Raw genomic sequence first — 26,179 nt, 5'->3', positions numbered from 1 at the left:
GTCCTTTGGTCAGCGCGTCACCCGCCGCGCGTCACGCCAGCACGAGCGGCGGCAGGGCCGCATCCGCGCGCGCCTGCGCGCATTCCACATCGATCACCAGATAGCGCAACGCATCCGGCCACAGATGCGCGTGCCGTTGCGCATCCTCGTCGAGGGTCGCGCGGCCCTGCACGAGCCAGGTCGTCTGACGCACGAAATCGACGAACAGCAGCGCGATCGCCGGATTCACGAGCAGGTTGCCGATCGTATTGAGCAGGTTGTTGCCCGCGAAGTCGGGCAGCACCAGCGTGCGGCGGTCCGGGATATCGACGAGCGGCGCGAACGAACCGTCGGCGCGCGGCTGGCGGCCGCGATACGAACAGTCGCTGTTGCCGGCTGCGTCGGCGGTCGCGACGATCAGGAAAGCCTGCTCGCGGATGAATGCGATGGCGTCGTCGGTCAGGGGGCCGCGATCGTTCATGGTGTCGGTCGGCGCGGGCGCCGTGGCGTGTGGATCCGCGATGCGCACGCAAGCGACATGCCACGCGGCACGGCGCGCGTCCGTGGGCCGCGCACCGCCGCGCACTGTGGAAATTCCGAACACCGGCCCCATCGCTGCGCAATCGCGATGTTCAGAATCGGTACACCCGCCGTGTTGCGTGCGTGAACACCGCACGGTGCGAGCCCGCGCCGGCCGCGCTCGACGTGCGGCCGTTCCGTTTGGCACGCATGTTGCGTAAACGGGACCAGCGCATTCCAACCGGCGCTGTACTCACACAAGCACGATGAACAGGAGACATGTATGAACCCGTTTGACCTGAAACAACTGGGCCTCGACGTCGAATACCCGTACCGTCAGCAGTACGACAACTACATCGGCGGCAAGTGGGTTCCTCCGGTGAAGGGCGAATATTTCGAGAACGTGTCGCCGATCAACGGCCAGCCGTTTTGCCGCATCCCGCGCTCGGGGGCCGACGACATCGAGCTGGCGCTCGACGCCGCGCATGCCGCGCGCCGCAAGTGGGGCAAGACGTCGGTCGCCGAGCGCGCGAATCTGCTGCTCGCCGCCGCCGACCGGATGGAAAAGAACCTGAAGCTGCTGGCCGTGGCCGAGACGATCGACAACGGCAAGCCGTTGCGCGAGACGATGGCGGCCGACCTGCCGCTCGCCGTCGACCACTTCCGCTACTTCGCGGGCTGCATCCGCGCGCAGGAAGGCGGCATCTCCGAAATCGACGACAACACCGTCGCGTACCACTTCCACGAGCCGCTCGGCGTGGTCGGCCAGATCATCCCGTGGAACTTCCCGCTGCTGATGGCCGCATGGAAGCTCGCGCCGGCGCTCGCGGCCGGCTGCTGCGTGGTGATGAAGCCGGCCGAGCAGACGCCCGCGTCGGTGCTCGTGCTGATGGAGCTGATCGGCGACCTGTTCCCGGCCGGCACGATCAACATCGTGAACGGGTTCGGCAAGGAAGCGGGCGAAGCGCTCGCGACCAGCAAGCGGATCGCGAAGATCGCGTTCACGGGATCGACCCCGGTGGGCAAGCACATCCTGCGCGCGGCGGCCGACAGCCTGATCCCGTCGACGGTCGAACTGGGCGGCAAGAGCCCGAACATATTCTTCGCCGACGTGCTCGACCAGGACGACGCGTTCCTCGACAAGGCGCTCGAAGGGCTCGCGATGTTCGCGCTGAACCAGGGCGAAGTGTGCACGTGCCCGTCGCGGATCCTGATCCAGGAATCGATCTACGAACGCTTCATCGAGAAGGCCGTCGCGCGCGTCGAGCGCATCAAGTCCGGCCACCCGCTCGACCTGCAGACGATGATCGGCGCGCAGGCGTCGCAGCAGCAGCTCGACAAGATCCTGTCGTACATCGACATCGGCCGCGGCGAAGGTGCGCAATGCCTGACGGGCGGTGAGCGCGCGGCGCCGGCCGCCGAGCTGGGCACGGGCTACTACGTGAAGCCGACGATGCTGCTCGGCAACAACAAGATGCGCGTGTTCCAGGAAGAGATCTTCGGGCCGGTCGCGTCGGTGATGACGTTCAAGGACGAGCAGGAAGCGATCGAACTCGCGAACGACACGTTCTACGGGCTCGGCGCGGGCGTGTGGACCCGCAACGGCACGCGTGCGTACCGGATGGGCCGCGAGGTCGAGGCCGGCCGCGTGTGGACCAACTGCTACCACCTGTACCCCGCGCATGCGGCGTTCGGCGGCTACAAGCAGTCGGGGATCGGCCGCGAGACGCACAAGATGGCGCTGTCGAACTATCAGCAGACGAAGTGCCTGCTGGTCAGCTACCAGGCCGAGGCGCTCGGGTTCTTCTGATCGCCGCAGCCGGGGCGACGTGTCGGGGCCGGTCGGGCCCGGCACGTCGCCCGGTTCGATTTCCCTATTCGACAGTCGACGCCGGTTGCGCTTTCTTGCGCAGCCGGCGCTGACAACGCTGCCGGCCGTCGAGCATGCGCGACGGCACGGCGCGCCGATGCGTGTGACGACCCCCAGCATGGCAGAACTGCCCCGATCCTTTCCGCGTCACCCGGTATTCCATCCGGGCGAACTCGACGCGCAACACCGCTTCGGCGTCGCCGACGAAGCCGAGCGGATGAGCGACGCCGTGACCACGCGGCTGAGCGTCGGCGTACGGCAGTTCGTCGAATCGCAACCGTTCATGTTCGTCGGCATGGCATGTGGCGCGGGTGCGTCGATGACCTGCGACATCGTGCAGAGCCGGCGCGACGCGAACGGCGATCTGCTGCCGGTGGTGCGCGTGATCGATACGAAGACGCTGCGGTTCGCGTTGCCCGCCGCCCAGGACGGCGACGGCGGCCGGATCGACGCGGCCGCCTGCGACGGCAGCGGGGTCGGATTGCTGTTCGTCGATTTCGTGCGCGGCCTGCGCTACCGGATCAACGGCCGCGCCACGCTGCGCGCCGATCTGCCGGAAGCGGACGCGGCGCCGTGGGCGGCGGGCAGCGCGATCGTCGAACTGGCGATCGCGCAGGCATACGGCAATTGCGGCACGCGGGTCGTGCGGCTGAAGCCGGCCCGGTAGCCGGCGTCCATGCGGGGGGCGGCGCGCATGCGCGGTCGCCGCGCGGATCGCACCGGCGGCGTGCGCGGCATGCCGCCTTCGGGTGCGCCCGCATGGCGCGCATCGGCCGGACAGCGTGGAATGGCGGGTGGCTCGCCGGGCCGTGCGGTTCGGCACGGGACTTGCGTGATACGCAACGCACGGTTCCGCGCAGGTGAGGGAGGACACGATGAATCAACATGTGGCGGGTACGGAGGAGCCGACCGCCGAAGACACGCGGCGCAGCGCGCAGGGCGACGACGCGTTCGCCGGGCAGGCCGTCGTCAGCGTCGCGCACGATGCGGACGAGCAGGCGCGCAACCTGATCGGCTGGCGGCAGACCTACGACCAGCTCGCGGCCGGCCGCTTCGTCGGCACGTTGACCGAGCTGCCGCTCGACACGATGAAGCTGTTTCGCGAATCGACCAGCCACCTGCTGCGCCAGGCGTGCGAAGTGCGCGGCGATGCGTACTGGTTCGGCATCCCGCTCGTGTGCGACGGCTCGGCGCGCGTCGATGCGTGCCGCATCGGCCCCGGCGCGCTCGCGTTCCGGCCCGGCAACGTCGAATTCGAACTCGTGACGCCCGCGCAGTTCTCGATCTATGGCGTCGTCGTGCGCGGTGACGTGCTGCGCCGCTATGCGGAGGAAGTCGAGCGCCGCGCGCTCGACGAGCGGCTGTTCACGCAGCGCGTGATGCAGGTCGGCGAGGCGCGGCTCGCGCGCCTGTGCGCGCTGCTCGGCCGCCGGCTCGACGGCGCGGTGGCGATGGCCGGCCCGCTGCCCGATGCGCAGCGCGACGACCTGCAGGCCGAAGTGCTGGCCGCGCTGTTCGACGCGTGCGCGCAACCGGCCGACGACGGCAGCGGCGGTGCGCCGTCGACGCGCCGCTGGCTCGTCGACCAGGCGCGCGATTACGTGCTCGCGCACCGCACGCGCCCGGTCGGCGTGCCCGAGCTTTGCGAGCAGTTGCACGTGAGCCGGCGCACGCTGCAGTACTGCTTCCAGGACGTGCTCGGGATGGCGCCCGCGACCTACCTGCGCACGCTGCGGCTGAACGGCGCGCGGCGTGACCTGTGCGGGCGCGCGGCCGGCTCGGTGCAGGACGTCGCGGAGGCGTGGGGCTTCTGGCATCTGAGCCAGTTCGCGACCGATTACCGGCGCCTGTTCGGCAAGCGGCCGTCGGAGACGCTGCGCGATCGGGCGTGAGGCGCTCGACACGGTGAGCCGGGTGGCCGAAGCGGCGCTCGCGGCGGGGTTGGCGCCGGGGGCGCGCTACTGCCGGGTGGATCGTTCCGCTCGCCGCCGCGCCGGCTTCGCTCAGGAGGCTGGTGCGAGCTTGGCCGGGTAAGCCGGGCAGCCAGAGCGCCGCTTGCGGTGGTGCTGGCGCTGGACGCGGGCCGCTACCGGTTCGATCGTTCCGCTTGCCGCGCCGGCTTCGCTCAGATGGCCGTTGCCGCCACGTTGCGCGGTGCGGGCCACGCCAGCGTGTCCCAATCGACTGCGCGGTAAGCGACTTCGACCGCCGCGAGATCGTCCGGCCGCTCGCTGCGATGCAGCCCGTGCAATTCGACCGGCACGTCGAGTGTGACCGGTACGCAATGCGGATAGTCGCGCACGCGCAGCGCCGGCCCGATCGTCGTGAAGCACGCGAGCGTCGGCACGTCGAAACCGTCGGCGAGATGCACGGCCGCCGTGTCCGGCGCGAACAGCAGGCTCGCCCCCTTGATCCACGCGATGAAGCGTGCTGTGTCGGTCGCGTCGCGGCTCACGTCCACATAAGCGGGATGCGCGAGCGGACCGAAGCCGACCACCGGTAACCCGTAACGCTGCGCGAGCCGTTCCACGAACGCGACGTGCAGCGCGGGCGGCACGCTGCGCACCGCCGTGCTCGCATTCGGGCAGAACAGCACGTACGGCCGCTGCCAATCGGCCGGCAGCGCGGGCAGCGGCAGCCGCGCGAGCCAGCGGTTGCGCTTCGCGGCGGCCGGCACGGCGGCCGGATCGACGCCGAGCGCGTCGAGGAAGAAATCGATCATCGGCAGCCGCGCGAACGCGGGCCAGTACAGGTGATTGCCGACGTCGATGCAGCACGCGTCGGCGGGCAGCGCTTCGGCGGGGCACGGCAGCGCGCGTGACGGCGCGACGACGTCGGCCGCGAGTGCATACAGCGCATCGACATAGCGGGGTGCGCGCGCCGGCCGGTACAGCGTGAAGCGCAGGTCCGCATGGGCCGCACGCAGTGCGGCGAGAGCCGTCAGCCCGATCACCGAATCGCCGAGCGTGACGCCCATCCCGTTGATCACGTGCACGTGCCGCGTAGCGCCGTAATCGAGCCGGAACGGCCGGTGCGCGGCGTGCAGCAGGCCGAGCGCCGGCGCGGCCGGCACGTAGCCTTCGGCGCGCTCGTCGTCATGCTCGAGATCGTACGGCGCGACGAGCGAGCCGTCGGGCGCGAGCAGCGTGCCGGGGCAGGCCAGCGCGTCGTCGTGCGACAGCGCGGCGGTGGGCGGCGCGGTGTGGATGTCCACCGTCATGCGCCGCGCGCGCGGCGACCCTGCTCGCGGATCTGCTCGAGCGTCGCGGCCGGCGTGCTGGCGTCCTGCGGGATGCGGATCTCGATCACCGCGGGCAGCCCGCAGGTCAGCGCGCGTTCGAGCGCGGGCGCGAAATCGGCGGTGCGCTCGACCGTCTCGCCATGGGCGCCGAACGCACGCGCATACGCGGCGAAATCCGGGTTCGTGAGCCCCGTGCCGTGCACGCGGCCCGGGTAGTTGCGCTCCTGATGCATGCGGATCGTGCCGAAATGGCCGTTGTTGACGACGATCGCGACGATGTTCAGCCCGTATTGCATCGCGGTCGCGAGCTCGTTGCCGGCCATCATGAAGCAGCCGTCGCCGGCGAGCGCGACGACGGCGCGCTGCGGATACAGCGACTTCGCGGCGAGCGCGGCCGGCACCCCGTAGCCCATCGCGCCGCTCGTCGGCGCGAGCTGCGAACGGAAGTGCCGGTACGCGAAGTGGCGATGCAGCCAGATCGCATAGTTGCCCGCGCCATTGGTCAGGATCGCGTCGTGCGGCAGGCGCTCGCGCAACTGCACCATCACGTCGCCGAGCTGCACGTCGCCGGGCATCGGCAGCGGCGCATGCCATTCGCGGTACGCGCGGTGCGCGTCGACGGCCGCGCCGGCCCATGCAGGCCGCTCGGGCGGTTCGAGCGCGGCCAGCGGCGCGGCGATCTCGGGCATGCCCGACACGATCGGCAGGTCGGCGGCGTACACGCGGCCGAGTTCGTCCGCGCCCTGATGCACGTGGATCAGCGTCTGCCGCGTTTTCGGGATGTCGAGCAGCGTGTAGCCGCCGGTCGTCGCTTCGCCGAGGCGCGGCCCGATCACGAGCAGCAGGTCGGCGTCGCGGATGCGTTTCGCGAGCGCGGGGTTGATCCCGAGCCCGACGTCGCCCGCGTAGTTCGGGTGTGCGTTGTCGATCGTGTCCTGGAAGCGGAACGCGCACGCGACCGGCAATTGCCAGCGTTCGACGAAGGTGCGCAGGTTCGCGCAGGCGTCCGGCGTCCAGCCGCTGCCGCCGACGATCGCGAACGGCCGCTCCGCGCGCGCGAGCCGCTCGCGCAGCTCGTCGATCTGCGCGGCCGACGGCGCGGCCGCGATGCGTTTCGCGGCCGGCACGACGGGCTGCGGCGCGCACGCGTCGGACAGCACGTCCTCCGGCAGCGCGAGCACGACCGGGCCGGGCCGGCCGGACGTCGCGACGTGGAACGCATGGCTCAGGTATTCGGGAATGCGGCGCGGATCGTCGATCTGCGCGACCCATTTCGCCATCTGGCCGAACATGCGGCGGTAGTCGATTTCCTGGAAGGCTTCGCGGTCGAGGTGCTCGCGTGCGCACTGGCCGACGAACAGGATCATCGGCGTCGAATCCTGGAACGCGGTGTGCACGCCGATCGACGCATGGGTCGCGCCGGGCCCGCGCGTGACGAACGCGATGCCGGGGCGGCCGGTCAGCTTGCCGACCGCTTCGGCCATGTTCGCGGCGGCCGCCTCGTGGCGGCAGACGACCGTCTGGATGCGGGCGGTGTCGTCCGCCAGCGCGTCGAGCACGGCGAGGAAGCTCTCGCCCGGCACGCAGAACACGCGTTCGACGTGATTGGCGAGCAACGCATCGACGAGCAGTCGCGCACCGGTGGTGGCGCGCGGCTCGAGATCCTTGGAATGCGACATGGGCTGCCGTCTCCCTGGGTAGCGGGACGTACAGCTTACGCCGGTTGGCCGGGCGCCGGTACGCCGGCCGCTGAAAAGTGTCGGAACGCGGGGTGAAGCGGGACGTGCGTGTTTCGCGTGTCGGCTTTGGCTGGCCGAATGGCCAGCTTGTGCCCGCTTGCGCGACGGTGAAAAGTAAACGCTACGGATGGGCGACCCGGACGCTTGTTTCGAGCCGGAAAGCGGGCTTCCCAAATAACAATAAAATGGGATGCCATTCAATAGTAAAATTTCAGCGAATGGATGGACGAAGGGAGTGAGAATCGCCATGACGACCGAAACGATCGATCAAAAGACGCTGACGGAGCTGGTCGAAGCCGGCGCGGTGCGCGCGGCCCGCGTGGTCGGTTGCGGGAACGGCTGGGCGCTCTGCGCCCGTTGCGGCGCGCACGAACGTTTCCTGTCGGCCAAGCGTGGCGACGTGCGGGTGTTTCGCCGTTTTGAAACGCTGGTCGGCTTTCTGCGCGATATCGGCATCAGCCGGTTCGATGTGGACGCGTCGGCGTTCGATCCGGATGCGGCCGGCCGGGCCGCCCGGCCCGATCGCGCGGCGGCATTGAAGGCGGCCCACGAGGCAGCGGCCCACGATCGCTGGTTTCGCGAGGAGGTGCAGCAGGCGCTGGACGACCCGCGTGCGTCGATTCCGGACGCCGAAGTCAGCGCCGACTTCGCGTCGCGTCGTGCGGCGCTGCGTGAGCGGCTCGCGGGCAGGGGCGGGGATGCTTCTTGACCCTCGCGCTGCACTGGAATCCGAAGGCGCTCGAGGATCGCGCCGCGATCATGGACACCATCGCCGAGGACGACCCTCTCGCCGCGCTCGAACTCGACGAACTGCTGGAAGAAAGGGCGGCGGCGTTACCGGCCCGTGCCGAGCTGTATCGGCAAGGGCGGGTGGCCGGCACGCGCGAACTGGTGATCGCGCCGAACTACGTGCTCGTGTATCGCATCCGGCCGGCCGAGCGCATCGGGGAGATTCTCTGCGTGCTGCATGCGCGACGGCAATGGCCGTGATGCGCGTATTCACTGCCGGCTCGTCAGCCAAGGGAAGACCTGTTATGTACACACATGGATTTACATCTCGACCCGCATCGACTAATGTACATACGGCGTACATCCGAGCGGAGATCGACATGCATACCACGAGGGTATTCCGGAACGGCAACTCGCAGGCCGTGCGAATTCCTGCGGACCTGGCCTATGAACGCAGCGATATCGAACTGGAAATCGAGCGCGTCGGTGACGAAATCCGCATTCGGCCGATGCGGCGGCCTTTGACCCACGTACTGGAGAAATTCGCGAAATTCGGGCCGGACTTCATGACCGAAGGGCGCGGCGACCACGAGCAGGCCGAGCGCGAGGGCTTGTGATGCCGCGCTTCATGCTCGACACCAACATGTGCATCTATCTGATGAAGAATCAGCCGGAGCAGGTCGCGAGACGGTTTGCGCAGTGCTACACGGGCGACGTCGTCATGTCGGCGATCACCTATGCGGAGCTCGAGTACGGCGTGACCGCATGCGCGAGCCCGGCCCGGGAGCGCCGCAATCTCGCCGCATTGATCGAGGATATTCCCGTCGCGCCTTTCGACGCTGCGGCCGCGCAAGCGTATGGTCCGGTCCGCGACGCAACCCGCGAGCGGAGGAAGGATCACCTCGACAAATTGATCGCCGCTCATGCGGTGTCGCTCGATGTCGTCCTGGTGACCAACAACGAGCGGGATTTCGTCAGCTATCCGGGGTTGCGACTGGAGAACTGGCTGAACGACTAGCGTCGGGTGCCATGCCCGGCGGCAATGCAGGGTATCGATCCACCCCGCGCCACCGCCGGATCCGGTATCAGCACTCGACGATATTCACCGCCAGCCCGCCGCGCGACGTTTCCTTGTACTTCGTCTTCATGTCGGCGCCGGTCTCGCGCATCGTCTTGATCACCGAGTCGAGCGACACGTAATGCGAGCCGTCGCCGCGCAGCGCCATGCGCGCCGCGTTGACGGCCTTCACCGACGCCATCGCGTTGCGCTCGATGCACGGGATCTGCACCATCCCGCCCACCGGGTCGCAGGTCAGGCCGAGGTTGTGTTCCATCCCGATCTCGGCCGCGTTCTCGACCTGCTGCGGCGTGCCGCCGAGCACGGCCGCGAGCGCGCCGGCCGCCATCGAGCACGCGACGCCGACTTCGCCCTGGCAGCCGACTTCCGCGCCCGAGATCGACGCGTTGAGCTTGTAAAGGATGCCGATCGCGGCAGCCGTCAGCAGGAAGTCGATCACGCCCTGTTCGTTCGCGCCGGGCGTGAAGCGCGTGTAGTAGTGCAGCACGGCCGGGATGATGCCGGCCGCGCCGTTGGTCGGCGCGGTGACGACGCGGCCGCCGGCCGCGTTTTCCTCGTTGACCGCGATCGCGTACAGGTTGATCCAGTCGATCATCGACAGCGGGTCCTGCAGCGCGCGCTCCGGGCTGCCGGTCAGCGTGCGGTACAGCTGCGGCGCGCGGCGCTTGACCTGGAACGGGCCGGGCAGGTTGCCGTCGGCGTCGGGATTGCCGATTCCGCAGCCGCGCGACACGCACGACTGCATCACGGCCCAGATCTTCAGCAGCCCGTCTCGCGTTTCTTCCTCGGTGTGCCACGCGCGCTCGTTGTCCCACATCAGCTGCGCGATCGACTTGCCGGTCGACGCGGTCAGCGCGAGCAACTCCGCGCCGGTGCGGAACGGGTGTGTCATCTGTTCGGCCGCGCTCAGCACCTTGGTGTTCGGCGCGCCGGCCGTCACGACGAAGCCGCCGCCGACCGACAGATAGGTGCGCTCGACCAGCACCGCGCCGTTCGCGTCGCTCGCGCGCAGCTTCATCCCGTTCGGATGTTCGGGCAGCGCCTGGCGGTAGAACGCGATGTTCTCCTTCAGCACGAACGGCACCGGATGCGTGCCGAGCAGCGCGAGCTGCTTCGACTGGCGGACGTCTTCCAGCCGCGCGTCGATGGTTTCGGGATCGACGGTGTCGGGCGCGTCGCCGAGCAGGCCGAGCATCACGCCGCGGTCGGTGCCGTGGCCCTTGCCGGTGGCGCCGAGCGAGCCATAGAGTTCGACCTTCACGTGGGCCGTCGCATCGAGCAGCCCGTCGCGCTCGAGGCCCTGGACGAACATCAGCGCCGCGCGCATCGGTCCGACCGTGTGCGAACTGGACGGACCGATGCCGATCTTGAAGAGGTCAAACACGCTGACTGCCATTTCGATACCTGCCTTGCTATGAGAGTAGTGCTAGCGCGCCTGCAATGGCAGGCACGCGGCGAGCCATGCGGGCGGCGTTGGGGAAAGCTGCTGCGCGACGCGGGCATAGCGCCCGTCGAGCCGCGCGGCCAGATGAAAGAGTTCGGTGGCGTTTTTCGGGTCCCACTGCCCCGTGTAGCCCGGCAGGCCGGCCTCGCGGCGCTTCGCGTCGAACGGCACCGGCGAATTCACGAATTCCTCGTGCGTTTTCTCGCCGAGCGCGTACGGCACGAGCCAGTCGAGCGCGGCCGCGAGCGTCGCGCCGTTCGCGCCGCGCTCGCGCAGCCAGTTGCGGTTGAAGCGGCGCGCGGCGAGCGCGGCCGTCACCAGCGGCTGCAAATCGTAGACCGCGTAATGCAGCGCATCGCGTTCCTCGAAATCCCAGGTCTTGCCGTCCGGGCCGATGTTGTCGGCGAGATGCTCGACGAACAGCCGCTGCGCGGCGTTCATCATCTTGCGGTCGCCGAGCGTGAACGCGGACAGCGCGATCAGCTTGATCCGGTGGCTCTGCCAGTTGTTGCGCCAGGTCCCGGTGAGCGGGCGCTTCTGCGCGTCGACCTGCGCGACATAGCCGGCGCCGAGCTTCGCGATGAACGCGGCCGTCGCGTTGCGCGTTTTCACCGGCAGCGCGCTCGCGGTCATGTCGTACGCGATGATCAGGCTCTCGAAGCGCGTCTCGTCGATCGGGTTGAAGCTCGGCTGGTAGGTCGAGACCCACGCGGACAGGAAGCGGTCGACGAGCTGCAGGTAGCGCGGCGCGTTCGTCACGCGCCACGCGAGCGCCGCATCGCGCATCAGGTCCATGTCCTTGAGCGCGGCGGCACTCTGGTCGTAGATGCCTTCGTGCGGCAGCGTGCCCTCGGTGTGCACGCGCGGCATCGCCTTCGGCTGCTCGCCGATGCGCGCGTCGACGCTGCGGATCAGCGCCTGCACGCCCGGCTCGGCCTGCGTCGTCTCGCTCGCCTGCAGTGCCGGCGCCGCACAGAAATTCATCGCCGCGCGCGCACTGCCGGACACGCCGAGGCCGGCGGCGGCCAGCGACAGCGATGCGACGAGCATCGGCACGTAGCGGCGCGTGTGCAGCCGCATCTGCGTTGCACCACGGCCCGGAAACATCGGACGCACCATGCGGAACTCCTTGATTGGCTGGATCGCGTGTGATGTTAGCCGGATTGGCGGGCAAGCGTGAAACGGTTGGCCGGGCGGCGAACGTAAAAACCGCACGCAACCGGTGGCTGCGTGCGGTGTGGTCACGGTCGGACGCTCCGGTGCGGGACGGGCGTTATGCGTAGTCCGACATCGGCACGCACGAGCAGAACAGGTTGCGGTCGCCGTAAGCGTTGTCCGCACGGCCGACCGGCGGCCAGTACTTGTTCGTGCCGAGCGACGCGACCGGGTACGCGGCCTGCTCGCGCGAATACGAATGCGGCCATTCGTTCGCGGTGACGACGGCCGCCGTGTGCGGTGCGTGACGCAGCGGGTTGTCCTCGCGATCGGCGCGGCCTTCCTCGACCGCGCGGATTTCCTCGCGGATCGCGATCATCGCGGCGATGAAGCGGTCGAGTTCTTCCTGCGATTCCGATTCGGTCGGCTCGACCATCAGCGTGCCCGGCACCGGGAAGCTCATCGTCGGCGCGTGGAAGCCGTAGTCCATCAGGCGCTTCGCGACGTCGTCGACGCTGATGCCGCTCGTTTCCTTGATCGGACGCAGGTCGAGAATGCACTCGTGCGCGACCAGCCCGCCCGGGCCCGAATACAGCACCGGATAGTGCGGCGCGAGGCGCTTCGCGATGTAGTTCGCGTTGAGGATCGCGGTTTCGGTGGCGGCGGTCAGGTTCTTCGCGCCCATCATCGCGATGTACATCCACGAGATCGGCAGGATCGACGCCGAGCCGTACGGCGCGGCCGACACCGCGCCGATGCCGTCTTCCGCGCGGGCGTAGCCGGTCGAGCGCTGGTTCGGCAGGAACTTCGCGAGGTGCGCGCCGACCGCGACCGGGCCGACGCCCGGGCCGCCGCCGCCGTGCGGGATGCAGAAGGTCTTGTGCAGGTTCAGGTGCGACACGTCGCCGCCGAACTGGCCCGGCGCGGTCAGGCCGACCATCGCGTTCATGTTCGCGCCGTCGACGTACACCTGGCCGCCGTGCGCGTGGACGATCTCGCAGATCTCGCGAACGTTCTGCTCGAACACGCCGTGCGTCGACGGATACGTGATCATGATCGCCGCGAGGTTCGCCGAATGCTGCTCGGCCTTCGCCTTCAGGTCGGCGATGTCGACGTTGCCCTGCGCGTCGCACGCGACGACCACGACCTTCATGCCGGCCATGTGCGCGGACGCCGGGTTCGTGCCGTGCGCGGATGCCGGGATCAGGCACACGTCGCGATGCGCTTCGCCGCGCGATGCGTGGTACGCGTGGATGATCAGCAGGCCCGCGTACTCACCCTGCGAGCCCGCGTTCGGCTGCAGCGACACGGCCGCGTAGCCGGTGGCCGCGACGAGCATCTGCTCGAGCTGGTCGATCATCTCGCGGTAGCCGACGGTCTGCTCGGCCGGCGCGAACGGGTGGATGCCGCCGAACTCGGGCCACGTGACGGGCAGCATTTCCGACGTCGCGTTCAGCTTCATCGTGCACGAGCCGAGCGGGATCATCGAGCGGTCGAGCGCGAGATCCTTGTCCGACAGGCTGCGCAGGTAGCGCAGCATTTCGGTTTCGGAATGGTGGCGGTTGAACACGTGGTGCGTCAGGTACGCGCTCGTACGCTCGAGGCCGGCCGGCAGCGCGGCGACGCCTGCGAGGCCCGCGTCCAGCGCGTCGACGCTCGGCGCGGTGCCGCCCGCGGCCTGCGCGAACACGTCGAGGAGATCGGCGAGGTCGTCGCGCGTCGTCGTTTCGTCGACCGATACGCCGACTTGCGTGTCGCTCACGCGGCGCAGGTTGATGCGCTTCGCCTTCGCGAATGCGTGGACCTGCGCGGTGCGCGCGCCGGTGTCGATCGTCAGCGTGTCGAAGAACGTGTCGTTGACGGTCGTGAAGCCGAGCTGTTTCACGCCGGCGGCCAACAGCGCCGCGATGCGGTTCACGCGTAGCGCGATCGTCTTCAGGCCGTGCGGGCCGTGGTAGACCGCGTACATGCTGGCCATGATCGCGAGCAGCGCCTGCGCGGTACACACGTTCGACGTCGCCTTCTCGCGGCGGATGTGCTGTTCGCGCGTCTGCAGCGCGAGGCGCAGCGCGGGCTTGCCCTGCGCGTCGACCGTCACGCCGACGAGGCGGCCCGGCATCTGGCGCTTGAATTCGTCACGCACCGCGAGATACGCGGCGTGCGGGCCGCCGAAGCCCATCGGCACGCCGAAGCGCTGCGTGTTGCCGATCGCGACGTCCGCACCCCATTCGCCGGGCGGCGTCAGCACGGTGAGCGCGAGCAGGTCGGCCGCGACGACCACGTGGCCGCCGGCCGCGTGGATCGCTTCGGTGAGCGCGCGGTAGTCGCGCACGTCGCCGTTCACGCCCGGGTACTGCAGCAGGACGCCGAACGCGTTCGCCTGCGCGGCGTCGGCGGCCGGGCCCGTCTTGACCTCGATGCCGATCGGCAGCGCGCGCGTGCGGATCACTTCAAGGGTTTGCGGCAGCACGTCGTCGGCGACGTAGAACACGTTCGATGCCGGCTTGCCGGTACGTTGCAGCAGCGTCATCGCTTCGGCCGCGGCGGTGGCTTCGTCGAGCAGCGACGCGTTCGAGATCGCGAGGCCCGTGAGGTCGGCGACCATCTGCTGGAAGTTCAGGAGCGCCTCGAGGCGACCCTGGGAAATTTCGGGCTGGTACGGCGTGTAGGCCGTGTACCACGCCGGGTTTTCGAGCACGTTGCGCAGGATCACGGCCGGCGTGTGCGTGTCGTGGTAGCCCTGGCCGATATACGAGCGGAACACCTGGTTCTTGTCCGCGAGCGCACGCAGCGCGGCGAGGGCTTCGGCCTCGCTCTTCGGCTGCGCGAACGGGCCGAGCGGCAGCGTTTCGGCGCGGCGGATCGAGGCCGGGATCACGGCGTCCATCAGCGCGGCGCGCGACGCGAAGCCGAGCGTGTCGAGCATGGCCTGCTGGCTGGCGGCGTCGGGGCCGATGTGGCGTTCGGCGAACGCGTCGTGCGTTTCGAGCGCGGCGAGCGAGAGGGGCGTGCGGTTCATCAGGCGGTCCGGGTGTTCGAGCTTCATGGCGTGACTCTGGTCCCGCACGGGCCGAGGCCGGCGCCGCGCGGTTCGGGTAAGGAAAGTTAGTCGATCAGCTTGCTGTAGGCGTCGGCGTCGATCAGCTTGTCGGTCGAGGTGCCGGCCGCGAGCTTGATCTTGAAGAGCCACACGCCGTATGCGTCGCTGTTCACTTCTTCCGGCGAGTCGGCGGCCTCTTCATTGACGGCGAGGATCTCGCCGGACACCGGCGAATAGATGTCGGATGCCGCCTTCACCGATTCGACGACGCCGACGGCGTCGCCCGCGTTCACCGACTTGCCGACTTGCGGCAGTTCGAGGAAGACGATGTCGCCGAGCGTGCTCTGCGCGTGATCGGTGATGCCGACCGTCAGCGTGCCGTCGGCTTCGGTGCGGATCCACTCGTGTTCGTCGGTGTACTTCAGATCGGCCGGGACGTTGCTCATCGGATGCTCCTGGATAAAAGGGTGTGTTCGTTTTGCTGGCGCGCCGCCATGGTGCGCCGGATGGGGTTGCGCCGGGCGCCATCTCCCGGCTTGCCGGGAGGCGGCCCCCGCCGCTTCTCGGTCGTTACGCAGCGAGGACCTTGCCGTTGCGCACGAACGGCAGTTTTACCACGCGCGCGGGAAGATTCTTGTCTCGAATTTGCACCTGGACGGTGTCGCCGATCTGGACGGCCGCCGGCACGCGCGCGAACGCGATCGATTCCTGCATCGACGGCGAGAACGTGCCGCTCGTGATCTCGCCTTCGCCGTGCGGCGTGACGACCTTCTGGTGCGCGCGCAGCACGCCGCCCGCCTTGCCGTTTTCCTTCTGCAGGATCAGGCCGACGAACGCGGCGCGCGTGCCGTTGGCTTCCAGTGCGGCGCGGCCGACGAAGTCGCGCGGCGCGGTGAGGTCGACCGTCCAGGCGAGGCCCGCGTCGAGCGGGGAGACCGTGTCGTCCATGTCCTGGCCGTACAGGTTCATGCCGGCCTCGAGGCGCAGCGTGTCACGCGCGCCGAGCCCGCACGGACGCACGCCGTTTTGCTGCAGCGCATTCCACAGCGCTACGACGTGCACGGCCGGGACGATCACTTCGAAACCGTCTTCGCCGGTGTAGCCGGTGCGTGCGACGGTGAGATCGCCGAACGGCGTGCCGGCGACCTGCGCGGCGTTGAACGGCTTGAGCTCGCTGGTGGCGGCGCGTGCGGACGGCACCGTCGCCCAGACCTTTTCACGGGCGTTCGGACCCTGGACCGCGACGATCGCGAAATCGCGGCGCGGTGCGATCGTCAGGCCGTAGCCGCCTTGTTCGTTGAGCTGGTTGAACCACGCGATGTCTTTCTCGGCGGTGCCGGCGTTGACGACCACGCGGAAGAATTCTTCGGTGAAGTAGTAGACGATCAGATCGTCGATGACGCCGCCCTGCGGGTTGAGCAGGCATGAGTAGAGCGCCTTGCCGGGCGTCTTGAGCTTGCCGACGTGATTCGCGATCGCGTGCTCGAAGAACGCGCGCACGCGGCTGCCGGTGAAATCGACGACGCACATGTGCGACACGTCGAACATGCCGGCGTCGGTGCGCACAGCGGCGTGTTCTTCGATCTGCGAGCCGTAGTTGACGGGCATGTCCCAGCCGCCGAAGTCGACCATGCGGGCATTGAGCGCGCGGTGCGCGGCGTTGAGCGGGGTGTGATTCAGTGCAGTCATCGAGGCCTCAGGCAAGGCGCTTGCGCGCGGATCAGAACGGCCATGTGCCGACCGCCGCGGCCGATGGCCTCGAGCGATCCGGTACATGCCCCTCTGTCCTCGATACCTGAGAGATTGCGCTGCGGGCCAAGCCCGGCGAACGCGCGCCCCTTCGGTGGGCAGCTTGCCCGCGCAGCCAATGCGCTGCGGGCTACTGCCGCTCTCCAGAGTGCGGGGAGAGTATTGCCCGCGCAGTGCGCGGATGCGATTCCCCGACGCGGTCGGTCCTTTTGCCTGAGAGTTTGCGGGTGTGCCCCTTCGGCGGCGCAACCGGTGTCGGAACACCGGTCACACGCTCTCCCGACGCGTGCGGGCGACTGTACGCGAGCGGGTGGGCATTGTCAATTTGAGCAAAAGAATGTCGCTTCGCGACAAGCGGCGGCGGCCGCGCCGCCGCTTTTCTCCGCTCCGGCAGGCGCCGGCGCGTTACTCGCCGATCGCGCGTGCGGCCGTGTCGAGTTCCTGGTTCAGCACGCGCTGCTCATCGCCGGACAGGCCGCCGTTGTGTTGGGCCGACATGTCGTTCGCTTCCTGGCGGATCACGTCGAGGCGGTGGTGCAGCTGCGCGCCATAGGGCGGCGGGTAGTAGCCGCCGTTCACGCGCGCGTCGATCCGGCGGTGCAGGTTGTCGATCCGGCCCTGGACCTCCTGCATGCGGTCGTTCGCGACGACCTGCGGATTCGGTCGCGGCGGGGGCGCCTGCCGGGCCGGCCGCTGCGGCTGCACGATACAGGCCGCGAGCGAGGAAACCAGGACGCAGCATGCCGCTGCGCGAATCAACCGTTGCATCAAATTCTCCTGACGGATGGGTGTCGGATCGACTTTTTGAGAAACGCGTCAGACCGGACGACCGCTGACTTTCGTTCCCGCACCATTTGTAACGGAATGTTGGGGGCCGTGCCGGCGGGGTGGCGGGCGGTGGGCAGCAGACGCGGCGGCGCCGCTGCCGGCGCGTGGCGCGGGATGGCGGCCGGGTCGGCACTGACCCGGCCGGCAGCCGTCAGACCGTGCGGCGCACGAACGGCACCCGGCGGCCGTCGTGTTCGCTCTGCGCGGCGAGCTCGATGATCGTCATCACGTCGACCGCGTCCTGCGCGGTGACGGGGAACGGCGCGCCGTCGCGGATCGACGCGGCGAGCGCGCGGTAGAACTCCGCGTACTGGCCGTCGAGCGTCGGCACCGGACGTTCGACCTCGACCTCGCCGTCGAGCACGCGCAGCAGGCCGGGCGGATTGCCGCCGCCGAATTCGACGTCGTCCGCGGTGAGGCCGGCCTTGAGCTGGTCTTCCTGCGTGTCGAGCCCGAACTTCTGGTAGCTGCCGCGCGTGCCGTGCAGCGTGAAGCGCGCGGGCTCGATCGCAGACAGCGCGCTCGCATGCAGCGCGACGTCCTTGTCCGGATAGCCGAGCAGCAGGTGCACGAAATCGGGCGCCGTGCCGTTGTCGCGGCGCGTCTTGACGGTGGCGCTCACGGTTTCCGGCGTGCCGAACAGCGCGAGCGCCTGGTCGATCAGGTGCGGGCCGAGGTCGAGCAGCAGGCCGCCGCCGCGGGCCGGCTCCTCGCGCCAGCGCGTGCGCGGCGTCGGCCGGAAGCGGTCGAAGTGCGACGCGAAGTAGGTGAGGCGGCCGAGCTCGCCCGATTCGACGATCCGGCGCACGGTGAGGAAATCGCCGTCCCAGCGGCGGTTGTGGAACGGCGCGAACAGCCGGCTGCGCGCGTTCGCGAGCCGCGCGAGCGCGAGCGCCTCGTCGGCGGTGAGCGTGACCGGCTTGTCGACGACCACGTGGCGGCCGGCTTCGAGCACCTGGCGCGCGAGCGTGAAGTGCGTGTCGTTCGGCGTGGCGATCACCACGCATTCGATATCGTCGAGGCCGAGCAGCGTGTCGAGGTCGGCGACGATGCGCGCGCCCGGATACGCGGCGTGCGCGCGATCGGACTGACTCGTCGCGATTGCGGCGACTTCAGTACGGCCGCTCGTGGCGATCACGGGCGCGTGGAACGTCGCGCCGGCGAAACCGAAACCCATCAAACCAATCCTGAGCAATGACGACATGGCAATTCCTGGCTGCGAAGGAAACTAAAGGATGGCGCGCCGAAGCGGCGCGAAGACGACCGGCTATTTTGGCATGGCGCCGCCGCTTGCACAGACGCGTCGGGCGAAACGCGCGACGCGATGCGGCGCTTGCGCAAGGCATGCCGGCATTTTGCGTGGAAGCGGGTGCCGGGCGGTACGACTGGCTGGCCCGCGGCTCTCGGCCCGCGGCTCTCGGCTCTCGGCTCTCGGCTCGCGGCTCGCGGCTCGCGGTCCGCGGCCCGCGGCTCGGCGTGCGCCGCGCGGTGGGCCGTGGCCGGCCAGCCTGCCCCGGAGCGGGCCGCGTCATCCGCCCGCCCGCTGCCGCACGGCGGCCGCGACCTGCGCGGCCCACACCGCGCACGCGGATGCGCCGGGATGGAAGCCGTCGGCGGCCATCAGGTGGCGTTCGAGCGGCAGATCGACCCGCAGGAACGTGCAGTGCGGCTGCGCGCCGGCCCAGCCGGCGAGCGCCGCGTTGAGCCGTTTCGCGCGCCGCCCGAGATACCACGCGAGCGGCTGCGGCAGCGCCGGGAAGCGCTCCATCGGCGGTACCGCCGACAGGACCGTATGCCCGACCTGGAAACGCGTGGCGAGCAGCCGCACCAGCTCGGTCTGCTGCGCGAGCCAGCGTGCGGGCGGCACGCCGCCCGTCACGTCGTTGACGCCGAGCGACGTGACCGCCACGTCGAACGGCTCGGCCGGCTCGGCGGCGAGCCAGTCAATGAGCTCCCGCGTGGTCAGGCCGGTGCGTGCGAGCAGTTTCCAGCTCACGCGGTGCGTGGCCGCCAGCGCGTTCGCCAGTTGCCCGGCGAGTGCATCGTGCTGCGTCGCGACCCCGACGCCCGCGGCGGCCGAATCGCCGACCACCAGCACGCGCAGCGGCGGGCCGTCGCCGGCCACGCCGTCGCGCGGGCCGGCCGCCTCGGGCAGCCGCGGCGTGACGCGGCGCACGTAGCGCCCCTGCACGAACAGCAGCGGGCCGAGGGCAGCGGTGGCGAACGAGTATCCCATGAGGTCGATCCGGTGACGGTTCAGGTGAGTTGAAGCGGGCCGGCACGGGTGGCGCCGGGGAGTGCGTATTGTGTCCGATCGCAGCGCGGACGGGGCCAGATTGGCCGAGCGGACAGGCACGACCGCGCCGAACGGACAGGGGGCGCCTGCTCGGCAAGCCTGCTGGCCCCCGTCCGGCGGTGCGCCCGAAATACCCGCCGCCGACGTGTTAACATGCGCGTCCTGCCCGCGTGTCCGCCTGCTTCGCCAGCCTGCCGCGCACGGCATCCTCCCGGCGTTCGCCGTCAACCGCAACACCATCCGCCATCATGTCCGCAGGCCTCAATCCCGCTCAGAATGAAGCGGTGCGCTACCTCGACGGTCCCTGCCTCGTGCTCGCCGGCGCGGGCAGCGGCAAGACCCGCGTGATCACGCAGAAGATCGCGCACCTGATCGAAGCGAAAGGCTTCGAGCCGCGCCATATCGCCGCCGTCACGTTCACGAACAAGGCGGCCGCCGAAATGCGCGAGCGCGTGTCGAAGCTGCTCGAGGGCAAGACGCTCACCACGCCCGGCAAGGAAGGCCGCAAGGTGCCCGTCAACCAGCTCACCGTCTGCACGTTCCACTCGCTCGGCGTGCAGATCCTGCGCCAGGAGGCCGAGCACGTCGGCCTGAAGCCGCAGTTCTCGATCATGGATTCGGACGACTGCTTCGGAATGATCCAGGAGCAGCTCGGCACGACCGACAAGGGGCTGATCCGCAAGATCCAGAGCATCATCTCGCTGTGGAAGAACGGCCTGATCATGCCCGACGAGGCGATGGCGATCGCGGCCAACGAGGACGAGCACCAGGCCGCGCTGGTCTACCGCAACTACGTGGCGACGCTGCACGCGTATCAGGCGGTCGACTTCGACGATTTGATCCGCCTGCCTGCCGAGCTGTTCGCGAAGAACGAGCAGGTGCGCGACCGCTGGCAGAACAAGCTGCGCTACCTGCTGATCGACGAGTACCAGGACACCAATGCGTGCCAGTACGAGCTGCTGAAGCAGCTCGCGGGCCCGCGCGCCGCGTTCACGGCGGTCGGCGACGACGACCAGGCGATCTACGGCTGGCGCGGCGCGACGCTCGAGAACCTCGCGCAGCTCGGCAAGGATTTCCCGAAGCTGCACGTGATCAAGCTCGAGCAGAACTACCGGTCGACGGTGCGGATCCTGACCGCCGCGAACAACGTGATCGCGAACAACCCGAAGTTGTTCGAGAAGAAGCTGTGGTCCGAGCACGGGATGGGCGATTCGATCACCGTCACGCCGTGCAACGACGAGGAGCACGAGGCCGAATCGGTCGTATTCCGGCTGTCCGCGCACAAGTTCGAGCGGCGCGCGCAGTTCCGCGACTACGCGATCCTGTACCGCGGCAACTTCCAGGCGCGGATCTTCGAACAGGTGCTGCGGCGCGAGCGGATCCCGTACGTGCTGTCCGGCGGCCAGTCGTTCTTCGACAAGGCCGAGATCAAGGACCTGTGCGCGTACCTGCGGCTGATCGCGAACGCCGACGACGATCCCGCGTTCATCCGCGCGGTCACGACGCCGCGCCGCGGGATCGGCAACACGACGCTCGAGGCGCTCGGCTCGTTCGCGGGGCAGGCGAAGGTGTCGCTGTTCGAGGCCGTGTACATGGGCGGGATCGAGGCGCGGCTGTCGGCGCGCCAGGTCGAGCCGCTGCGGATGTTCTGCGACTTCATCCAGCGCCTGACCGAGCGCGCGGACAAGGAGCCCGCGACCGTCGTGCTCGACGACATGATGGAGGCGATCCACTACGAGGCGTACCTGTACGACGCGTTCGACGAGCGGCAGGCGCAGTCGAAGTGGCAGAACGTGCTCGAATTCCTCGAATGGCTGAAGCGCAAGGGCACGAAGCCCGAGACGGCGGCCGTCGATGGCGAGGCCGAAGGTTTCCACAACGCGGACGGGCTCGCCGATACGGGCAAGAACCTGCTCGGCCTGATCCAGACCGTCGCGCTGATGTCGATGCTCGAGGGCAAGGACGAGGATCCGGACGCCGTGCGGCTGTCGACCGTCCATGCGTCGAAGGGGCTCGAGTATCCGCACGTGTTCCTGGTCGGCGTCGAGGAAGGCATCATGCCGCACCGCGGCGGCAGCGAGGACGACGGCCCGATCGACAACGAGCGGATCGAGGAGGAGCGCCGGCTGATGTACGTCGCGATCACCCGCGCGCAGCGCAGCCTGCACCTGAACTGGTGCAAGAAGCGCAAGCGGGCGCGCGAGACGGTCGTGTGCGAACCGTCGCGCTTCATTCCGGAGATGGGGCTCGACGAGGCGCCGCCGCCGACGCCGGAAGAGGCGCCGATGTCCCCGAAGGACCGGCTCGCGAGCCTGAAGGCATTGCTGCAGAAGTGACGCGGCGGCGCCGCCGCGAGCACGATGGCGCGGCGAACCGGCAACACAAAAAAGAAACCCCCGCGATGCGCAGGCGCCGCGGGGGTTTTTTACGGATGGCCGAGTGGGTGCGTTACTTCGCCGAGTTGACCATGTAGTCGACGGCCGCCTTCACGTCGGCATCCGACGCGTTCGACCCGCCCTTCGGCGGCATCGCGCCCTTGCCGTGCAGCGCGTAGTTGTAGACCGTATCCATCGATTCCTTCAGGCGCGGCGCCCAGTCTTCCTTGCTGCCGAACTTCGGCGCGCCGAGCACGCCGGCTGCGTGGCAGGCCTGGCAGGTCGACGCGTACAGCGCCTTGCCGGCCGTTGCCGCATCGGCGCCGGCCGGGGCGGCCGCGGGCTTTTCGCCAGCCTTCGGAATCGCGGCGATCGCAGCCATGGCAGCGGCGGCCTGCGCGTTCGACGCGTCGGCGCCGGAGGCGGGCGCGCCGCTGGCGGGTTGCGCCGCGTTGGCGGCCGGCGCGGCCGGTTCGGGGAAGTTCGCGCCGTCGTTGTTCGCCATGTAGATGATCGCGCGGGCGATTTCATAGTCGCTGACGTCGTCGGGGCTCGTGCCGCCGCGCGCCGGCATCGCGCCCTTGCCCGCGAGGGCCGTCTTCAGCAGCGTGTCGAAGCCTTGCGAGATGCGGGGCGCCCAGTCGTCCTTGTTGCCGAACTTCGGCGCGCCGGCGGCGCCGGTGCCGTGGCAGGTTACGCAGACGGCCTTGTAGACTTCCTCGCCGGTCTTGTACGTGCGGGGCGCGTTGGCGTCCTTCACGTCGACCTTCGCGAGCGGGGCGATACGTGCGGCGACCTGCTCGTCGGATAGCGCGTCCGTGCCGGCGCCGGAACGGAACGCATGGTTCGCGTAAGTGGCGAACAGGACGATCAGGACGATCGGAATCGCGAACGACGCGATGATGACGGCAATCAGCTGCCCGGGGGTTTTGACGGGAGATTCGTGGGGTGCTTCGCTCATGCTTGCCTCGTCTCCGTGAATAGGAATTGTGAGCGCGGTGCAACGGCAAAATGGCAGTCCAATGAAGCACGGACGATTATAGACGGAACGTTTACATCACGGCGAGCGGCGCGATGGCGCGTGTTTACCCGCACGCAGGGCCGTCCGGCGGCGATTCGGCGGGCAAGGTGGACGCGTCATGGGAAACCGGGTATCCTTGCCGTCTTGCCAATCGTGGGCGGCCTGTATATGGGGTCGCTTCACTGTCTCACGCGCCCGTAGCTCAATGGATAGAGTACTGCCCTCCGAAGGCAGGGGTTGCTGGTTCGATCCCAGCCGGGCGCGCCAAACGGCCTGATTCCAGGCGTCGAATTTCCCGATCTGTTTTCCTGAAGTAATCCAAGCGTCGCGTCACTGCACGGACGTATCGGCATCGCATCGTCATTTCCCGCACCGTTCCCACGCTATTTCTCCGCCATTCCATTGTGCGAGAATCCCCCGCAACGACAACTCAAGCGTCGATCGCGGCGGCCGTCCGCGCATCGCGCCGACTCCCGATGGCTGCCATTCCGCCTACCTCGAACGCAGTCGATGCCTGCGCGCTGACCGATGCGCAGCATGCGCTGCTCGCGCGTCTGCACGCGTATTCCCCCGACGATCCTCACGCACCGCTGCCGTACAGCCGGCGTCTCGCCGAAGCCGAAGGCTGGTCGCACGACCATGCGCTGGCCGTAATCGACGAATACAAGCGCTTCGCGTTTCTCGCGCAGGCGGCCGGGCATCCGGTCACGCCGTCGGTCGCGGTCGATGCCGCGTGGCATTTCCATCTGCAATACACGCTTGAATACTGGGACGTCTTCTGCGCCGGCGTGCTGCGCGCGCCGCTGCACCACCTGCCCGGTACCGGCGCGCCGGACGAGGCCGCCGTGTACGCGCGGCGCTATCGCGACACGCTCGACAGCTATCGCCGGCTGTTCGGCTGCGAGCCGCCGGCATCGATCTGGCCGCGTCCCGTCGATCGACAGGCCGAGGCTGAGGCTGAGGCGGGAACGCAGCAGGCTGAGGCCATGGCCGCCGTGGCGCCACGCCGCGCATGGCGCAACCGTCTGCCGAAACTCGCGTGGCCGGCGGCCGCCGCGAGCGTGGCCGCGACCTGCGCATCGGCGCAGGATCTCAACGTGCTGGACTACACGGGACCGCAGTTTCTCGCGTTCTACGTGCCGGCCTGCCTCCTCGCGTTGCTGCTGATCGTCGCGTTACACGCCACCGAGTTTCGCATCCGTCGGTGGGGCCGGCGCACGCGTAAGGCTTCGTCCGGACTGAGCGCCGACGAAGTCGCCTATCTCACCGGCGGCGAAGCGCGGGTCGCGCAGGTCGTGACGATGTCGCTCGCGCATGCGGGCGCGGTCGACTTGTGGAGCGTTCACCGGCAAGGCAGCTACGTGAAGATCGCGGATCTGGAGCGCGCCGGCCGGTACGACGACTACTGCGCGTGGCTCAACGAGCAACCGTCCGGCACCGTGCGCTACGGCGTGTTTCGGGAGCGGCTTGCGAGGTACGCGCAGGAGGTCGTCGACGGGATGCGTGCGCAGGGCTGGTTCTGGGCGCCCGGCGAATTGCGCGCGTCCCGGATGGCCGCGCGCGCGATCGCGCTGCTCGTGTTCGGCACGGGCGCCGCGAAGCTTGCGGTCGGTTTGAGCCGCGGACGGCCCGTGCTGCTGCTGTGCATCTGCATGGCGGTGTTCGCGATCGCGTACCGGATCGTCGCTGGAAGGCTGACCGGCTTCGGGCGCGGCGGCGCAACGGCGGCCGGGCGCGCCGCGCTGCTTGAGCGCCGGATCGCGCACGATCCGCGGGCTGCGCGCGACGCGCGGCACGTACGCGGCGCGCAGGGAGCGTCCGGGATACGCGACGCCGAACGTGACGATCCGGACCCGTTGCTGTGGACCGCAGCGCTGTTCGGCGCAGGCGCGCTGGCCGGTACCGTATGGTCGGCGTATGCAGGCCCGGTGCTGGCCGCGTCGCGGGTGCCGTCGGTCGCCGCGGCGAAAGCGGGCGGTGGTACTTCGTTCGATTCGTCCGACGGCGGTGGCTCGTCGTCGAGCTGCAGTTCGTCGAGTTCGTGCAGTTCGAGCAGTTGCGGCGGGTGTTCGTCGAGCTGAGCGAGAGCGGGGGAGCGCGTCGACCACGCCGGGCGCAAGCCCGGTTCGACGCCCGCGCCATCCCGGTCGCGGATTCCCGGGCATTCGTGCCATCGACGGAACAGAAGCCAGAACGCCGTTCTTTTTGATGATCGGTTGTCGCCGCGCACTTTCTATACTGCGTCGTCCACGACTGCGACCGACGTGTCGCGTCGGTTTCCCATTCCGCACCGGGCGGCTGCGACATTGTGCTGCCGCGCCGGCCAACCCGCGACCGTGTATGAACGTTACGACCTCCGACGATTGTATTGGCGTGCTGTCCGACCATTCGTGGGCGAAGCATTTCATCGTGCTGGGCTACCGGGACGGTGCCTTCTCGGCGATTCCGAACAATTTTTTCCGCAACTGGGCCGATGAAGAGCCGCAGGTCGGTACGTTTCATATCGGCCGGTGCTCGCAGATCGGCGTGGGCTCGATCGCAAAGTACGACCTGGACCATCAGAAACTCGTGATCGGCAAGTACGTGGCCGGTGGACTGCGCCTGCGATTCCTGTTGAACGGTCAGCACGAGATGCGCACGATTTCCACGAGCATGTTCAGCATCTACGGTAACGGCCTCACCCAGGCGCCGATGCCGCAATACGCGGATACCGTGATTCACAACGACGTCTGGATCGGCGACGAGGCGCTATTCCTCGGTGGCAGCCAGATCGAAAGCGGCTGCGTGATCGGCGCGCGGGCCGTCATTCCCCCCAATTTCCGCACCGAGGCGTACGGAATCTATGCCGGTTCGCCGGCCCGTCTGGTGCGCTTCCGCTTCACGGAGAAAGTGCGCGAACGACTGCTGCAGCTTGCGTGGTGGGATATGCCGCTCGAGTGGGTCAAGCAGAACAACGACGCATTTCTGGTCGACCTGACCGCCGACGAAGGGCGTGCGCTCGACACGCTCGCGGCGCTCCAGGAAGCCAAGGACCGTGCGGTGCGTGAGTCTGGTCAGCCGGCCGTCGTACCGGCGCCCGCCTGACCGACTGTCGACGATGCGCGCCGCGCAGCGCC

22 protein-coding genes, 1 tRNA gene and 2 riboswitches are annotated in these 26,179 nt (G+C 68.9%); of the genes, 11 read left to right on the top strand and 12 right to left on the bottom strand.

From position 1 onward, the window contains the following. Nucleotides 1-31 precede the first annotated feature (31 nt). Nucleotides 32-592 carry a pyridoxamine 5'-phosphate oxidase family protein gene (locus HWW87_RS30140; RefSeq protein WP_244107362.1) on the bottom strand — a complete coding sequence of 187 codons (561 nt, stop codon included), beginning with the start codon at nucleotides 590-592 and terminating at the stop codon, nucleotides 32-34. A gap of 189 nt (nucleotides 593-781) precedes the next feature. On the opposite strand from HWW87_RS30140, the gene HWW87_RS30135 reads away from it, so the two are divergent. From HWW87_RS30135 to HWW87_RS30125, 3 genes are all read left to right on the top strand, one after another. Next, a complete protein-coding gene (locus HWW87_RS30135) occupies nucleotides 782-2,308 on the top strand; it encodes an aldehyde dehydrogenase family protein (protein WP_175823359.1) in 1,527 nt (508 codons plus the stop codon). A 178-nt stretch (nucleotides 2,309-2,486) separates the two neighbouring features. After that, complete coding sequence (locus tag HWW87_RS30130) at nucleotides 2,487-3,035, top strand: hypothetical protein (RefSeq protein WP_175823358.1); 549 nt, start codon at nucleotides 2,487-2,489, stop codon at nucleotides 3,033-3,035. Between the two features lie 208 nt (nucleotides 3,036-3,243). Next, a complete protein-coding gene (locus HWW87_RS30125) occupies nucleotides 3,244-4,260 on the top strand; it encodes a helix-turn-helix domain-containing protein (protein WP_175823357.1) in 1,017 nt (338 codons plus the stop codon). A 233-nt stretch (nucleotides 4,261-4,493) separates the two neighbouring features. Here the strand turns inward: HWW87_RS30125 and HWW87_RS30120 are convergent, their stop codons facing one another. Both HWW87_RS30120 and HWW87_RS30115 read right to left on the bottom strand, forming a co-directional pair. Further along, the gene (locus tag HWW87_RS30120; protein ID WP_175823356.1) at nucleotides 4,494-5,588 is read right to left on the bottom strand and encodes an ADP-heptose--LPS heptosyltransferase; all 1,095 of its coding nucleotides are present in this window, start codon (nucleotides 5,586-5,588) and stop codon (nucleotides 4,494-4,496) included. Continuing rightward, the gene (locus tag HWW87_RS30115) at nucleotides 5,585-7,288 is read right to left on the bottom strand and encodes a thiamine pyrophosphate-binding protein (RefSeq protein ID WP_175823355.1); all 1,704 of its coding nucleotides are present in this window, start codon (nucleotides 7,286-7,288) and stop codon (nucleotides 5,585-5,587) included. Before HWW87_RS30115 ends, HWW87_RS30120 begins: the two co-directional genes overlap by 4 nt. A 307-nt stretch (nucleotides 7,289-7,595) precedes the next feature. Here HWW87_RS30115 and HWW87_RS30110 point away from each other — a divergent pair, with 307 nt between their 5' ends. From HWW87_RS30110 to HWW87_RS30095, 4 genes are all read left to right on the top strand, one after another. Then, nucleotides 7,596-8,057, top strand: a complete 462-nt coding sequence (locus HWW87_RS30110; RefSeq protein WP_175823354.1) for a hypothetical protein — start codon at nucleotides 7,596-7,598, stop codon at nucleotides 8,055-8,057. Continuing rightward, nucleotides 8,054-8,338 carry a type II toxin-antitoxin system RelE/ParE family toxin gene (locus tag HWW87_RS30105; RefSeq protein ID WP_175823353.1) on the top strand — a complete coding sequence of 95 codons (285 nt, stop codon included), beginning with the start codon at nucleotides 8,054-8,056 and terminating at the stop codon, nucleotides 8,336-8,338. Before HWW87_RS30110 ends, HWW87_RS30105 begins: the two co-directional genes overlap by 4 nt. A gap of 119 nt (nucleotides 8,339-8,457) precedes the next feature. Beyond that, nucleotides 8,458-8,694: a type II toxin-antitoxin system VapB family antitoxin gene (gene vapB / locus HWW87_RS30100; protein ID WP_059638580.1), complete on the top strand. Its 237-nt coding sequence runs from the start codon at nucleotides 8,458-8,460 to the stop codon at nucleotides 8,692-8,694. Next, nucleotides 8,694-9,095 carry a type II toxin-antitoxin system VapC family toxin gene (locus HWW87_RS30095; protein WP_175823352.1) on the top strand — a complete coding sequence of 134 codons (402 nt, stop codon included), beginning with the start codon at nucleotides 8,694-8,696 and terminating at the stop codon, nucleotides 9,093-9,095. The genes vapB and HWW87_RS30095 overlap by 1 nt, the downstream gene beginning before the upstream one ends. 67 nt (nucleotides 9,096-9,162) lie before the next feature. Here the strand turns inward: HWW87_RS30095 and HWW87_RS30090 are convergent, their stop codons facing one another. From HWW87_RS30090 to HWW87_RS30055, 8 genes are all read right to left on the bottom strand, one after another. Then, nucleotides 9,163-10,551, bottom strand: coding sequence for an L-serine ammonia-lyase (locus tag HWW87_RS30090; RefSeq protein ID WP_175823351.1), 1,389 nt, complete (start codon nucleotides 10,549-10,551; stop codon nucleotides 9,163-9,165). A gap of 30 nt (nucleotides 10,552-10,581) precedes the next feature. Next, nucleotides 10,582-11,718, bottom strand: a complete 1,137-nt coding sequence (locus HWW87_RS30085) for an alginate lyase family protein (protein ID WP_175823350.1) — start codon at nucleotides 11,716-11,718, stop codon at nucleotides 10,582-10,584. A 154-nt stretch (nucleotides 11,719-11,872) separates the two neighbouring features. Continuing rightward, nucleotides 11,873-14,800 (bottom strand): aminomethyl-transferring glycine dehydrogenase, encoded by a 2,928-nt coding sequence (gene gcvP / locus HWW87_RS30080; RefSeq protein ID WP_175823349.1) that lies wholly within the window; start codon nucleotides 14,798-14,800, stop codon nucleotides 11,873-11,875. A gap of 59 nt (nucleotides 14,801-14,859) precedes the next feature. Further along, entirely contained in the window at nucleotides 14,860-15,240 is a 381-nt protein-coding gene (gene gcvH / locus HWW87_RS30075) for a glycine cleavage system protein GcvH (protein ID WP_174390452.1), read from the bottom strand. 124 nt (nucleotides 15,241-15,364) lie between these two features. Then, nucleotides 15,365-16,483: a glycine cleavage system aminomethyltransferase GcvT gene (gcvT, locus tag HWW87_RS30070; RefSeq protein ID WP_175823348.1), complete on the bottom strand. Its 1,119-nt coding sequence runs from the start codon at nucleotides 16,481-16,483 to the stop codon at nucleotides 15,365-15,367. Between the two features lie 83 nt (nucleotides 16,484-16,566). Then, a riboswitch (glycine riboswitch) is annotated at nucleotides 16,567-16,700 on the bottom strand. Between the two features lie 33 nt (nucleotides 16,701-16,733). Further along, nucleotides 16,734-16,835, bottom strand: a riboswitch (glycine riboswitch). Nucleotides 16,836-16,948: 113 nt separating this feature from the next. Further along, on the bottom strand, nucleotides 16,949-17,311 hold the full coding sequence (locus HWW87_RS30065; RefSeq protein ID WP_006485676.1) for a hypothetical protein: 363 nt from the start codon (nucleotides 17,309-17,311) through the stop codon (nucleotides 16,949-16,951). A 211-nt stretch (nucleotides 17,312-17,522) separates the two neighbouring features. After that, entirely contained in the window at nucleotides 17,523-18,575 is a 1,053-nt protein-coding gene (locus HWW87_RS30060; RefSeq protein ID WP_175823347.1) for an oxidoreductase, read from the bottom strand. A 324-nt stretch (nucleotides 18,576-18,899) separates the two neighbouring features. After that, nucleotides 18,900-19,607: an SGNH/GDSL hydrolase family protein gene (locus tag HWW87_RS30055; protein ID WP_175823346.1), complete on the bottom strand. Its 708-nt coding sequence runs from the start codon at nucleotides 19,605-19,607 to the stop codon at nucleotides 18,900-18,902. A gap of 308 nt (nucleotides 19,608-19,915) precedes the next feature. Here HWW87_RS30055 and HWW87_RS30050 point away from each other — a divergent pair, with 308 nt between their 5' ends. Continuing rightward, nucleotides 19,916-22,003, top strand: a complete 2,088-nt coding sequence (locus HWW87_RS30050) for a UvrD-helicase domain-containing protein (protein ID WP_175823345.1) — start codon at nucleotides 19,916-19,918, stop codon at nucleotides 22,001-22,003. Nucleotides 22,004-22,115: 112 nt separating this feature from the next. Here the strand turns inward: HWW87_RS30050 and HWW87_RS30045 are convergent, their stop codons facing one another. After that, nucleotides 22,116-23,003, bottom strand: a complete 888-nt coding sequence (locus HWW87_RS30045) for a c-type cytochrome (RefSeq protein ID WP_175823344.1) — start codon at nucleotides 23,001-23,003, stop codon at nucleotides 22,116-22,118. Nucleotides 23,004-23,254: 251 nt separating this feature from the next. On the opposite strand from HWW87_RS30045, the gene HWW87_RS30040 reads away from it, so the two are divergent. From HWW87_RS30040 to HWW87_RS30030, 3 genes are all read left to right on the top strand, one after another. Then, nucleotides 23,255-23,330, top strand: a tRNA-Arg gene (locus HWW87_RS30040). Nucleotides 23,331-23,539: 209 nt separating this feature from the next. Next, nucleotides 23,540-25,144, top strand: coding sequence for a TIGR04222 domain-containing membrane protein (locus HWW87_RS30035; RefSeq protein WP_175823343.1), 1,605 nt, complete (start codon nucleotides 23,540-23,542; stop codon nucleotides 25,142-25,144). Between the two features lie 259 nt (nucleotides 25,145-25,403). Then, on the top strand, nucleotides 25,404-26,147 hold the full coding sequence (locus tag HWW87_RS30030; protein WP_175823342.1) for an acetyltransferase: 744 nt from the start codon (nucleotides 25,404-25,406) through the stop codon (nucleotides 26,145-26,147). The last annotated feature ends 32 nt before the right edge of the window (nucleotides 26,148-26,179 follow it).

It is taken from the genome of Burkholderia sp. BCC0419, assembly GCF_902830285.1.
Classification (GTDB): Bacteria; Pseudomonadota; Gammaproteobacteria; order Burkholderiales; family Burkholderiaceae; genus Burkholderia.
This window is presented reverse-complemented; position numbering and strand designations above follow the sequence as displayed.